This is a genomic window from Mesorhizobium sp. M0244 (assembly GCF_040321795.1).
Classification (GTDB): Bacteria; Pseudomonadota; Alphaproteobacteria; order Rhizobiales; family Rhizobiaceae; genus Mesorhizobium.
The window spans coordinates 17651-30861 of record NZ_JAMYSE010000075.1; the positions used below are offsets into that span (position 1 = coordinate 17651).

General features: G+C 63.5%; 8 protein-coding genes and 2 pseudogenes. 3 read left to right on the forward strand and 7 right to left on the reverse strand.

What is annotated here, in order from left to right:
• Positions 1–78: 78 nt before the first annotated feature.
• Both mfd and NKJ08_RS29560 read right to left on the reverse strand, forming a co-directional pair.
• A complete protein-coding gene (mfd, locus tag NKJ08_RS29555) occupies positions 79–3576 on the reverse strand; it encodes a transcription-repair coupling factor (RefSeq protein WP_352531026.1) in 3498 nt (1165 codons plus the stop codon).
• Positions 3577–3589: 13 nt separating this feature from the next.
• Positions 3590–3877 carry a succinate dehydrogenase assembly factor 2 gene (locus NKJ08_RS29560; RefSeq protein ID WP_352531024.1) on the reverse strand — a complete coding sequence of 96 codons (288 nt, stop codon included), beginning with the start codon at positions 3875–3877 and terminating at the stop codon, positions 3590–3592.
• A 91-nt stretch (positions 3878–3968) separates the two neighbouring features.
• On the opposite strand from NKJ08_RS29560, the gene recG reads away from it, so the two are divergent.
• Positions 3969–6077, forward strand: coding sequence for an ATP-dependent DNA helicase RecG (recG, locus tag NKJ08_RS29565; protein ID WP_352531022.1), 2109 nt, complete (start codon positions 3969–3971; stop codon positions 6075–6077).
• Here the strand turns inward: recG and NKJ08_RS29570 are convergent.
• The 3 genes and pseudogenes from NKJ08_RS29570 to glmS form a co-directional block, all read right to left on the reverse strand.
• Entirely contained in the window at positions 6029–6781 is a 753-nt protein-coding gene (locus NKJ08_RS29570; protein WP_352531020.1) for a DUF502 domain-containing protein, read from the reverse strand. The two genes, recG and NKJ08_RS29570, sit on opposite strands and share 49 nt — an antisense overlap.
• Before the next feature lie 81 nt (positions 6782–6862).
• Positions 6863–7164 (reverse strand): annotated as a pseudogene (locus NKJ08_RS29575) (HigA family addiction module antitoxin).
• Positions 7165–7196: 32 nt separating this feature from the next.
• The gene (glmS, locus tag NKJ08_RS29580) at positions 7197–9020 is read right to left on the reverse strand and encodes a glutamine--fructose-6-phosphate transaminase (isomerizing) (RefSeq protein ID WP_352531018.1); all 1824 of its coding nucleotides are present in this window, start codon (positions 9018–9020) and stop codon (positions 7197–7199) included.
• A gap of 289 nt (positions 9021–9309) precedes the next feature.
• On the opposite strand from glmS, the pseudogene NKJ08_RS29585 reads away from it, so the two are divergent.
• Positions 9310–9601 (forward strand): annotated as a pseudogene (locus NKJ08_RS29585) (hypothetical protein).
• Between the two features lies 1 nt (position 9602).
• Here the strand turns inward: NKJ08_RS29585 and glmU are convergent.
• Complete coding sequence (gene glmU / locus NKJ08_RS29590; protein ID WP_352531016.1) at positions 9603–10964, reverse strand: bifunctional UDP-N-acetylglucosamine diphosphorylase/glucosamine-1-phosphate N-acetyltransferase GlmU; 1362 nt, start codon at positions 10962–10964, stop codon at positions 9603–9605.
• A 139-nt stretch (positions 10965–11103) separates the two neighbouring features.
• Positions 11104–12051: an AraC family transcriptional regulator gene (locus NKJ08_RS29595; RefSeq protein ID WP_352531014.1), complete on the reverse strand. Its 948-nt coding sequence runs from the start codon at positions 12049–12051 to the stop codon at positions 11104–11106.
• A gap of 127 nt (positions 12052–12178) precedes the next feature.
• Between NKJ08_RS29595 and NKJ08_RS29600 the strand changes: the two genes are divergently transcribed.
• Positions 12179–13072, forward strand: a complete 894-nt coding sequence (locus NKJ08_RS29600) for an SDR family oxidoreductase (RefSeq protein WP_352531060.1) — start codon at positions 12179–12181, stop codon at positions 13070–13072.
• Positions 13073–13211: the final 139 nt, after the last annotated feature.

The following is a 13211-nucleotide window of genomic DNA, read 5'->3' on the forward strand; positions in this document are numbered from 1 at the left end:
TTTTTGCGCGTCGGTTACTGTTTCCTTTCAACATAGAACTATTAGCGGCAGCCTTCGCCGCAAAGCGCAAGCCAAGTGCTACGCAGCCTTCTCCACCAGCCGTGCCAGCTGCGTCATGACAACCGCTGACCCCGCCAGCCGCTTTTCCGGCGTTGGCCAGTCGCGGCTGAAGAGGACGCTCTGGTCCGGCCGGATCTTGGCTAGCGAACCCTGTTCGCCGATGAGCTTGACCAGCCCGACCGGATTGGGGAATTCCCGCTTGCGGAAATGGATGACGACGCCTTTCGGCCCAGCATCGAGTTTTTCGACATTGGCCTTGCGGCAAAGCGCCTTGATGAAGACGATCTTCAATAAGTGTTTTACCTCTTCCGGCAGCGTCCCGAACCGGTCGATCAACTCGGCGCCGAAAGCGTCAATCTCCTCGGTGTTTTCCAGATCGCCGAGGCGGCGATAGAGCGCCAGCCTGAGCTGCAGGTCCGGGACATAGCTTTCCGGGATCATCACCGCCGTGCCGACGGCGATCTGCGGCGACCAGCCGCCGTCCTGCACCTCGCCGGAATCCTTCACTTCGGCCACCGCCTCCTCCAGCATCTGCTGGTAGAGTTCGAAGCCGACCTCCTTGATGTGGCCCGACTGCTCTTCGCCAAGCAGATTGCCGGCGCCGCGGATATCGAGGTCGTGGCTGGCCAGCTGGAAACCGGCGCCGAGCGTATCGAGCGATTGCAGCACCTTCAGCCGACGCTCGGCTGTATCGGTTAGCTTGCGGTTGGCAGGCAGCGTGAACAGCGCATAGGCGCGCACCTTCGAACGGCCGACGCGGCCACGCAACTGATAGAGCTGCGACAGGCCGAACATGTCGGCGCGATGCACAATCAGCGTGTTGGCAGTCGGTATATCGAGGCCGGATTCGACGATGGTGGTCGACAACAGCACATCATATTGGCCGTCATAGAAAGCGTTCATGATGTCGTCGAGTTCACCGGGCGGCATCTGGCCATGGGCCACCGCCAATTTCAGTTCGGGCACCGATTCGCGCAGGAAATCATGGATTTCCGCGAGATCGCTGATGCGCGGCACGACATAGAAGGAATGGCCGCCACGGTAGCGCTCGCGCAGCAACGTCTCGCGGATGACCAGCGGATCGAAGGGCGAGATGAAGGTGCGCACCGCCATACGGTCGACCGGCGGCGTGGCGATCAGCGACAGCTCGCGCACGCCGGTCAAGGCAAGCTGCAGCGTTCGCGGGATCGGCGTTGCCGACAAAGTCAGAACGTGGACGTCGGTCTTCAGATCCTTCAGCCGCTCCTTGTGCTTGACGCCGAAGTGCTGCTCCTCGTCGATGATCAGCAGGCCAAGATTCTTGAACGAGATCGAGGAGCCGAGCAGTGCATGCGTGCCGACGACGATGTCGACCTGGCCTTCGGCGATGCCCTTCTTGGTCTCCGCCAGTTCCTTGGCGCCGACCAGCCGCGAGGCCTGGGCGACGCGGATCGGCAGGCCGGAGAAGCGCTGCGAGAAGGTCTTGAAATGCTGGCGCGATAGCAATGTCGTCGGCACCACTATGGCCACCTGAAAGCCTTCCATCGCCCCAATGAAGGCGGCGCGAAGTGCAACTTCGGTCTTGCCGAAGCCGACATCGCCGCAGATCAGCCGGTCCATCGGCTTTCCGGCGCCCAGATCATCCATCACCGAGTCGATCGCCATCTGCTGGTCGTCGGTCTCCTCATAGGGAAAACGCGCCGCAAACTCGCCATAGAGGCCTTCCGCCGGCACCAGCGCCGGTGCGGCCCGCATCTGCCGCTCGGCGGCGATGCGGATCAGCTGCCCGGCCATGTCGAGCAGGCGCTTCTTCAGCCGCGCCTTGCGCGATTGCCAGGCGCCGCCGCCAAGCTTGTCGAGCGTCGCTTCGGCCGAATCCGAGCCATAGCGCGACAGCAGCTCGATGTTTTCCACCGGCAGGAACAGCCGGTCGTCGCCGGCATAGTGGATTTCGAGGCAATCATGCGGCGCACCGACCGCCTCGATGGTGCGCAGCCCGATGAAGCGGCCAATGCCGTGATCGGCATGGACGACGATGTCGCCGGCCGACAACGCCGAAGCCTCGGCGATGAAGTCGGAAGCGCGCTTCTTGCGCTTCGAGCGACGGATCAGCCGGTCGCCGAGAATGTCCTGCTCGGCGACGACGACCAGTTTTTCGGTCTCGAAGCCGGATTCGAGCGGCAGCACGGCCAATCCGGCCTGTCCAGGCTCGAGCCTTTCGGCTTCGGCAAGCGTCGCCACCGGCTTCAGGTTGCCAAGGTGATGCTCGGCCAGGATCTGGCCGAGCCGGTCGAGCGAGCCTTCGGTCCAGCCGGCGACGATGACGCGGCGGCGGGCGGCACGCTCGTCGGCGATGTGTTTTACGACAACGTCGAAGACGTTGGCGTTAGGATCGGCGCGTTCCTCGACGAAGCTCCGGCCATGGCGCGAACCGGCATGGAACACCTTTTTCGCGCCTGCATCCGGCGCGTCGAAGGACGTGAAGTCGATCGCTTCGCGCGGGCCAAGCGAGGCGATCAGGTTCTCGGGCGACAGATAGAGCAGATCCGGCGGCACCGGCTTGTACGGCACCGCGTCCTTCAAGGCGCCGTCGGCCTGCTTCTTGCGCGCTTCGTAGTGGTCTAGGATCAGCGTATGGCGTTCGGCCAGTGCCTCATGCGCCAGATGATCAAACACCACGGGCGCGTCGGGCAGATAGTCGAACACGGTTTCCAGCCGCTCATAGAAGAACGGCAGCCAGTGCTCCATGCCGGCAAACCGCCTGCCCTCGCTGACCGCCGCATAGAGCCCATCGTCGCGGGAGGGTGCGCCAAAGGCTTCGATGTAGGCGCGGCGGAAGCGGCTGATGGTTCCGGGCGTCAGCGCCACCTCGCTCATCGCCTGCAGCGCCATCGATTTGCGTTGGCCGGTGCTGCGCTGCGTTGCGGTGTCGAAGACGCGGATCGATTCCAGCGTATCACCGAAAAAGTCGAGGCGCAGCGCCTCCGTCCAGCCGGGCGCGAAGAGGTCGAGAATGCCGCCGCGCACCGCAAATTCGCCGATGCCGCGCACCGTCGGCACCCGCTCGAAGCCGGAAGTCTCCAGCCGCGACACCAGTACGTTCATGTCGATCTGGTTGCCGGGCTTGGCGTGGAAGGTCTGCGCCTCGACGAGTTCCGCTGGCGGAATGCGCTGAAGCAATGCATTCGCGGTGGTGAGGACGACTGCACGGTGCGGCTTCTTCGCTAGCGCAATCATTGCGGCCAGTGCATCGAGCCGCCTTGCGGCGGCATCGGCGCCGGGCGAGACGCGGTCGTAAGGCAGGCAATCCCAGGCCGGCAGTTCCAGCACCGGCAGGCCCGGCGCGGCAAAGGAAAGCGCCTCGACGATAGCCGGCAGGCGCTGCCCATCGCGCGCCACGAACAGCACCGGCTTGTCAGGTGCGATCTCGTGCGCAGCCTGCACCAGCGCAAAGGCTTCGTAGCCGTCGGCGACGCCATCGACGATGAACTGGCCGGCGCGGCCTTTCGGCAGACCGATCGTAGGGATAAGGCTCATGGCTACACGTTGTTCAGAAGGTCATGGCCCGGCGCGAGGCCAGGATTTTTTGCAGGACGGCACAATCCATATCCGCCGGAACCGGGCGCTCGCCGGTGACGATGGGCAGGAATTCGGTGTCGGGAATGTCGAGAAGCCTTTCATATTGGTCGATTTCGTCGCCGGTCAAGGCGCCGATCTCGGCATCGGCGAAGCTGCCGAGTATCAGGTCCATCTCGCGCATGCCGCGGTGCCACGAACGAAACAGAAGCTTGCGGCGGCGGGCGTCGAGCCCCTCGCTTGATCGTGTCGTTCCGGTCATCGTGCAACATCCTTGCCCAGGCGGCGCATATAGCGTGGATAGAAGGCGGTGTCAGCCTTGCGCTACGGCCGGCGCAACATAAGCTGACATCATGCGTCCCTCCCTCCTCGATCCGCTGTTTGTCCCGATCACCTCGCTTGCCGGCGTCGGGCCGAAGGTTGGTGCGCTGATCGAGAAAGTCGTGGCGGCCGATCTCGGCGACCGGGCCGCGCGCGCCGGCGACCTCTTGTTCGTGCTGCCGCATACTGTCATCGACCGCCGCAACCGGCCGGGCATCGCCGGCTCGGCCGAAGGCGCCATCGTCACGCTCGACGTCCGCATCGACCGCCACCAGCCGCCGCCGCGCGGCAACAGATCGGTGCCTTACCGGGTCTACGCCCATGACGACACCGGCGAGATCGCGCTGACCTTCTTCCATGCTCATGCTGCCTATCTCGAAAAGGCAATGCCCGAAGGCGAGCATGTCGTCGTCTCGGGCCGCATGGAATGGTTCAACGGCCGCCCGACCATGGTTCATCCCGATCACATCGCACTTGCCGGCGACGCGGAAAACCTGCCGCTGGTCGAGCCGGTCTATCCGCTGACCGCCGGGCTATCGGGCAAGGTGCTGCGCCGGGCTATCGGCCAGGCGCTCGCACGCTTGCCGGTGCTGCCCGAATGGCAGGACGGCGAGTTCCTGCGCCGCCACACCTTTCCTGCCTTCGGCGATGCGCTCACTCGCATCCATAACCCGGCCGACCCGATCGACGTCTCCGTCGACGGCGCAGCGTGGCGACGCCTTGCCTATGACGAGTTTTTGGCAGGCCAGGTGTCGCTGGCGCTGGTCCGGGCCAAGGTCCGCCGCTTATCGGGCCGGCCACTCGTCGGCGACGGCCGCATCGTCGACAGGGTGCGCGCCGCGCTCCCCTATTCGCTGACGGTGTCGCAGGAAATGGCGCTTGCCGAAATCAACGCCGATCTCGGCGACCCTGAACGCATGCTGCGTCTCTTGCAGGGCGATGTCGGCGCCGGCAAGACGGTGGTCGCGCTGCTCGCCATGGCGCGTGCCGTCGAGGCCGGCGGCCAGGCGGCATTGATGGCGCCGACCGAAATCCTGGCGCGCCAGCATCTCGCAACCATCACCCCTTTGGCGGAAAGGGCCGGCTTGCGCATCGCCATCCTCACCGGCCGCGAAAAGGGCCGCGAGCGCGCCGACACGCTGACCGGCCTGGCCAATGGCGACATCGACATCGTCGTCGGCACCCATGCGCTGTTCCAAGAAACGGTGACGTTCCATGACCTCGTGTTCGCCGTCGTCGACGAGCAGCACCGTTTCGGCGTCCACCAGCGCCTTGCCATCACCGCCAAGGGCGATGCGCCCGACATGCTGGTGATGACGGCAACGCCGATACCGCGGACGCTGGTGCTGACCGCCTTCGGCGACATGGACGTGTCCAAGCTGACGGAAAAGCCGGCCGGCCGCCAGCCGATCCGCACCGTCACTTTGCCGCTCGAACGGCTCGACGAGCTGATCGGCCGCATGCTCGACGCCGTCGCCGACGGCCAGAAAATCTACTGGATCTGTCCGCTGGTCGAGGAATCCGAGGAAATCAAGCTGATGTCGGCCGAGGACCGTTTTGTCTCGCTGAAGCCGCTGTTCGGTGATCGGATCGGCCTGGTGCATGGCCGCATTAAAGGCGCCGACAAGGACGAGGCGATGCGCGCCTTCAAGCAGGGTGATACGCGCATCCTGATCGCCACCACCGTCATCGAGGTCGGCGTCGATGTGCCGGACGCGACGATCATGGTCATCGAGCATGCCGAGCGTTTTGGCCTTGCCCAGCTGCACCAATTGCGCGGCCGGGTCGGGCGCGGCGACAAGCCATCGTCGTGCGTGCTGCTCTACAAGGACCCGCTTGGCGAGACGGCAAAACGCCGGTTGTCGGTGATGCGCGAGACCGAGGACGGCTTCCGCATAGCCGAAGAGGATCTGAAGCTGCGCGGCGAAGGCGAGTTGCTCGGCACCCGCCAATCCGGCACGCCGGGCTTCCAGGTGGCGCGCATCGAGGCGCATGCCGACCTGCTCGAAGCCGCCCGCGACGATGCGCGGCTGATCCTGTCGCGCGATCCGGAACTGCAATCCGAACGCGGCACGGCGTTGCGCCTGCTGCTCTATCTGTTTGGCCGCGACGAGGCCGTGCGGCTCCTGCGCGCCGGCTGAGGCATGGTGTCGAGCGGCGGATTGGCAAGCGCGCCGTGGATCTGCTCACCGTTCACCGTCACCATTTTGACCGCCGGCGCCACCAGGCCGGCCGACACGATCAGCTTGGCTCCGTCCTCAATCGTCATGTCGAGCAGCACGATGTCAGATTTCGGCACATACATCAGAAAGCCCGTGGTCGGGTTGGGCGTACACGGCATGAACACGGCAATCAGCGGATCGCCTTTCTGGTCGAGCTTCTGATTGATCTCGGTTTCCTTCTCGCTGGCGACGAAGACCAGCGACCAGACCCCCTTGCGCGGATATTCGACCAACCCGACCTGGCGGAACATGTCGCCCTTGTTCGATAGCACCGTCTCGAAAATCTGCTTCAGCGAACCGTATATGCCGCGCACCAGCGGCATGCGGCCAAGCAGGCGCTCGCCGAAATTGACGATGGCGCGGCCGACGATATTGGCGGTCAGGAAACCGATGAAGGTGATGAGGATCAGGGCGACGATCAGCCCAAAACCCGGAACCGGAAACGGCAGATAGGTGTCAGGATTGTAACGTGCCGGAATATAGGGTTTCACCCAGGAATCGACCCAGCCGATAAGCGACCAGGCAATGTAGGCGGTGATCGCCAATGGCGCGCAGACGACGAAGCCGGTCAGGAAATAGTTTCTCAGCCGGGTCATGCCTGAGGTCTTGAGAGCATCGGACATGGTTCACCGCAGCGTGTGTTTGCAACGCGACACTACTGAACCCGAAGGCGCTTTGGAATGGCGAAGTTTTTAAAAGATCAACTATGCCGTGGCTTCCAGCGGTTCGATCTTCTCGAGCTCCGGTGCGAGTTTCTTCGCCTCGGTTTCAAGTTCATAAGCCTGCTGAAAATTCATCCAGAATTCCGGCGTGGTGTTGAAGAACCTGGCGAGGCGAAGCGCGGTATCAGGAGTCAGGCCGATCTCTTCCTTGGCAATGCGTTCGATACGGGTAGCGGAAGATTGAGCTTCTTCGCCAGCGCACCGGCACTCATACCAAGCGGGACGAGATATTCCTCGCGCAGGAACTCTCCGGGGTGAATTGGACGTACGAGTCTCAATGCCATGTCAGCCCAGCCACTCAACTTGAGGGCGAAACTTACTCCACCGTCACCGATTTCGCCAGATTGCGCGGCTGGTCGACGTCCGTGCCCATGAACACAGCGGTGAAATAGGCGAGCATCTGGATCGGCAGCGCGTAGATGATCGGCGAGATGATTTCCGGCACGTCCGGCAAAACGATCGTCTCCATCGTCTTGACCGTGGCGTGTGCGGCGCCCTTGCTGTCGGTGATCAGGATGATCTTGCCGCCGCGTGCCGCGACCTCCTGCATGTTCGACACGGTCTTTTCAAAGATGCGGTCATGCGGGGCGATGACGATGACAGGCATGTTCTCGTCGATCAGCGCGATCGGGCCGTGTTTCAACTCGCCGGCGGCATAGCCTTCGGCGTGGATATAGGAAATTTCCTTGAGCTTCAGCGCGCCTTCCATGGCCAGCGGAAAATTGGTGTCACGACCGAGATAAAGCACGTTTTTGTAGTGCGAAAGGTCGCGCGCGATCTTTTCGATCTGCCCGTCGAGCTTCAGCACCTGGTTGGCATAACGCGGCGCTTCGGACAGCTCCCGCACCAGGGTCTTCTCCTGCTCACGCGAAATCGTTCCGCGCGCCACGCCCGCCCGCACCGCCAGCGAGGCCAGCACGGAAAGCTGACAGGTGAACGCCTTGGTCGAGGCGACGCCGATTTCCGGGCCGGCCAATGTCGGCAGGATGACGTCGGATTCACGCGCCATGGTCGATTCGCGCACATTGACCACCGCGCCGATCTTCATGCCGGCCTTGCGGCAGTAGCGCAGCGAGGCCAGCGTGTCCGCGGTCTCGCCCGATTGCGAGATGAAGAAGGCGGCGTCTGTCTTCGACAGCGGCATCTCGCGGTAACGGAACTCCGAGGCGACATCGATGTCGACCGGCAGCCGCGCATAGCGCTCGAACCAGTATTTGCTGATCAGCCCGGCCAGATAAGCGGTGCCGCAGGCGGAAATCGCCAGCCGGTCGATCTTGGCGAAATCGAACGGCAGGTCGAGCGGCTTCGACACGCCGCCGACGAAATCGACATAATGCGCCAGCGTGTGCGAGATCACTTCCGGCTGCTCATGGATTTCCTTTTCCATGAAATGGCGCCGGTTGCCCTTATCGACCATGAAGCTGGTGCTGAGCGATTGCTGGCGCTTGCGGTCGACCTTGTTGCCGTCCATGTCAAAGATGCCGACTTCGTTGCGGCGCACCACCGCCCAGTCGCCGTCTTCCAGATAGGTGATCGAATTGGTGAACGGGGCAAGCGCGATGGCGTCGGAGCCAAGGAACATCTGGCCGTCGCCATGGCCGACGGCCAGTGGCGGGCCGTTGCGCGCGCCGACGATCAGATCCTCGTCGCCCTTGAACATGATGGCGAGCGCAAAGGCGCCTTCCAGCCGCTTCAGCGCCTGATGTGCGGCCTCGACCGGCTTCAGCCCCTTGGCCAGTTCGCGCGCCACCAGATGCGCGACGACCTCGGTGTCGGTCTGCGACGAGAAGCTGTAGCCGTCGCGCATCAATTCGCCACGCAATTCGGCGAAATTCTCGATGATGCCATTGTGGACGATGGCGACGCCGTCGGAAAAATGCGGATGCGCATTGGTCTCGTTCGGCACGCCATGCGTGGCCCAGCGCGTGTGGCCGATGCCGATCATGCCGTCGAGCGGTTCGTCCTTCAGCCGGCGCTCGAGATTGACCAGCTTGCCTTCGGCACGGCGACGGTCAAGCTTGCCGTGCTCGATCGTGGCGACGCCGGCCGAGTCATAGCCGCGATATTCGAGCCGTTTCAGCGCATCGACGATGAGCGGCGCGACCGGCGAGTTACCGACAATTCCAACGATACCGCACATGGCGCTTGCCCCCGACTCCGACTTCAAACCCGGCGCTATTTAGAGACTGCCGGGCTGCCGCGAAAAATCACATTGCATTTCGTCCGGTATCAGCCGGAACGGTCCTGCACAGATGCACCATGACAGAACGCTCTTGCAATCCGGTTATCGCAATTGCTCAGATTCTTCGCGCATGTATGCTATCTCGCCTCAACGGCCCCTGAAATCGGTCAAAGACATGATGCGATCATGAAACGAACGAATTGACACGGTGACGCTATGGCGTCCGGTTGGGCCGCACGAACTGGAGTTGATCCAGAAGTCAGGGATGCGCGCCTTTCCCCTCGACTTGCCGATCAGCCGATCTTCTATCCGGTAACGAGCGAGGCCTATGCCACCCAGATCGCCCGCGACTGGAATGTGCCTGCGAGCGGATCAGTTTCGTGACGCGTTTCGAGGTGCGTCGCAGCTTTCTGGACCGTTACAGTGTCCAGCATGCCGGCAGCAGGGCGCATCTGGAATACTGGATCTCGGCCGAAGACCTGCCCGCCTTCAACGATGCAATCGTTGGCGAAATCGAGCTTGTCGCCGAGTTCCGTTAGGCTAGCCTTTTTTGCGGGCCGCCGCGGCCGAAGCGAACCGTTCGCGCAACTCCTTGCCCTTGCCGGGCAGAGTCCGCTGTCGGGCGCGGCCGAAGGCCAACGCATCGTCGGGCACGCTTTCGGTGATGACGCTGCCCGAGGCGATGTAGCCGCCCTTGCCGATCGACACCGGCGCCACCAGCGAGGAGTTCGAGCCAATGAACGCGCCTTCGCCAATATCGGTGAAGAATTTCGAATAGCCGTCATAGTTGCAGGTGATGGTGCCGGCGCCGATATTGGCGCCCGCGCCGATGCGGGCATCGCCGATATAGGTCAGGTGGTTGACCTTGGCGCCCTCCTCGACGATCGCCTGCTTGACCTCGCAGAAATTGCCGACCTTGGACTTGTTTCTCAGATCGGCCCCGGGCCGCAGCCGCGCGAACGGCCCGACATCGCAATTCGACGCGATGGTGGCGCCTTCGATATGGCTGAAGGCATGGATCTTGGCGCCCGTGGCGATTTTCACGCCCGGCCCGAACCAGACATTCGGTTCGACGATCGTATCGGCGCCGATCTCGGTGTCGTACGAGAAGAACACAGTTTCAGGCGCAATCAGTGTCACCCCGGAAAGCATCGCTTCATGCCGTCGACGCGCCTGCCAGATACCTTCCGCCTGGGCAAGCTCGGCACGGTTGTTGATGCCGAGCGCGTTGTCGAAACTGGCTTCGGTGGCGACGACATCAAGTCCCTGCGCAGCGGCGATCTCGACGATGTCGGTGAGATAATACTCGCCCTTGGCGTTCTTGCTGCCGACCGCATCGAGCAACTTCAGCGCGTGCCTGCCGGCGACCGCCATCAGCCCGCCATTGCAGAAGGTGATTTTCTTCTCCTCGTCCGAGCAGTCCTTCTCCTCGCGGATGGCCACGAGCTTGCCGACCTTTTCGATCAGCCGGCCATAGCCGGAAGGATTTTCTGTGCGGAAGCCTACCACGACGACAGCCGCACCTTCCGCCAGCTTCAGCCGCGCTGCGGCGAGTGCCTCCGGATCAATCAGCGGCGTGTCGCCGAACATCACCAGAATGTCGTCATAACCCTTTGATATTGCTGCGCGTGCGGCAAGCACGGCGTGCGCGGTGCCGAGACGTTTTTCCTGGACGAAAGCCTCGGCCTTCGGCGCGAACTTGAGTGCCGCCTTGCGCATCTCGTCGCCGCCATGGCCGATCACCAGCGCCAGATCGCCGCTGCCGGCGGCTTCGGCCGCCTTCACGACATGGGCGACCATCGGCAGGCCGGCGATTTGGTGCAGCACTTTCGGCACGGCACTCTTCATGCGCGTGCCTTCGCCTGCGGCGAGGATGATGGAAAGGCAGGATCTCTGGCTCATGGAATGGCAACCGTTGAAAAGGGATCTGGAATCGAAGCGTTAGTAGCACCGGCGCCATGCTGCACCAATGCGGTTAAATTCCGGTGAGACGGCGAGCCCTCCAACCGCTTACATCCGCGACACGCTCAAGCCGATCGGCTCAGGCAGCTTCCGCCCCGTTACGTGACGCGAAGGCCGGAGCCCGGCCACGGCCATATTGCCGCGGCGAACAGTTCATGACCCGCTTGAAGGCTGTGCTGAAGGCGCTTTCGGATTCATAGCCGAGCGACAGCGCAATGACGGACACGGGATCGCTGGAATTCGCCAGCCTGTCCCCGGCCAGCAACATTCGCCAGCGCGTCAAATAGTCCATGGGCGAAGCGCCGACCGTCTCCTTGAATCTGAGCGCAAAGGTCGATCGCGACATGCCGGCCCGTTCCGCCAACTCCTGCAATGTCCAGCCATGCGCCGGATCGTCATGCATGGCGCTGATCGCCGCGCCCATCTGTTTGTCCGCCAAGGCAAAGAGCCAGCCGACGCCGCCTCTCAGTCCTTCCGAAAGATGCAGCCGCAGCGCCTGAACCAGCATCATGTGGGCGAGATGCTGAATCACCAGAAAGCCACCCGGCTGCGGCTCGCGCAGTTCCTGCATCATCCGCTCCACAGACCAGCGAAGCGCCGACTGGTCCGACTCTTTGCGGATATGCACAATGGCTGGCAGCATCCGCAACAGGATGCCGGCATGGTTGCCACCAAGCGCGAAGCGGCTGCTGACAAGAAAGAAATCACCGCCGCCATTGTGGATCACGACACCGCCGGCCCGCGCTGGCGGAAAAATCTTGACGGCTTCAACAGGCGTCAAGCTCATGTCGCTTGCAAGACGGAAAGGCCGTCCGCTCGGCAGCAGGAAGCAGTCCCCCGTTCCCAGGCGCACTGCGTCGGCAACGCCCTCCACCGACAGCCAGCACCGGCCGGAGACCACCGCTCCGGTCTTGATGCTTTGCTGCTGGTCGGGGAACTGGATCGACCATTCACCACCCGCGTCGAAGCCGGCTGACATATAGTTTCGCGGCTTCAGCAGCGAGAGCACATCTGAAAGGGGATCCATGGGTCATCCCGGACGATTGCAAAGATAATACGGACTTTACCGCATAGATCGTATTTTCTCAAGCGCCTATCACGACACCACCGGACCGCGAACATGGTCGTGGTCAGAGTAACAAGGAGAAGTCGTGATGCGTGTTTTCGTTACCGGGGCGACCGGATTCGTCGGTTCTGCCGTCGTTCAAGAACTCATCGGCGCCGGCCATCAGGTGCTCGGTCTCGCCCGCTCGGAGGCGTCGGCCAAGTCGCTGGCCGCTACCGGAGCGGAGGTGCATCGAGGTGACCTCGAAGACTTGGAAAGCCTGCGCAGGGGCGCGGCCGTCGCGGATGGAGTGATCCATACTGGCTTCAACCATGACTTCTCGAAATTCGCGCAAAACTGCGAGATGGACCGGCGCGCCATCGAGGCGTTGGGGGGCGTACTCGAAGGCTCCCAGCGTCCCCTGCTCGTCACCTCCGGAACCGCGCTCCAGGCGCGGGGCCGCATCGCGACCGAGGAAGATGCGCCTGTCCCCGCGTCCGCCTCGTATCCTCGCGCCTCCGAAGCGACAGCCGCCGCGCTGGCGGCGCGCGGCGTGCGCGCATCGGTTGTCCGTCTTCCCCCGTCGGTCCATGGCCAGGGCGATCACGGCTTTGTTCCGATCCTCATCGACCTTGCTCGCAGGAAGGGCGTGTCGGCCTATGTCGGCGAAGGGCTCAACCGCTGGCCCGCAGTGCATCGGTTCGATGCCGCCCGCGTCTACCGGCTTGCGCTCGAGCACGGCGCCGGCGGCGGGCGCTATCACGCGATCGCCGAAGAGGGCGTGCCATTCAAGGACATCGCCAGCGTGATCGGTCGGCGTCTGAACGTACCCGTGGTCGCCAAGTCCCCGGAAGAAGCGGCCGGCCATTTCGGCTGGTTCGCGATGTTCGCGGCGATGGATGTCCCGACCTCGAGCGAACGGACCCGGGCGCTGCTGAGGTGGGAGCCGAGCGGACCCGGGCTCATCGCCGATATCGACCAGCCGGGCTATTTCGAAGGCTGAACAGACCACGTCGCGGGGGGGGCGGGGTGCGCCCCCGCCCCCCCCCGCGGCCCCCCCGGCGGGCACCCCTAACCCAATCCCCCCCCCCCCCCCAAAATAAGGCCCGCCCGCTGGGCCCCCCCCCCCCCCCCCCCGCCGG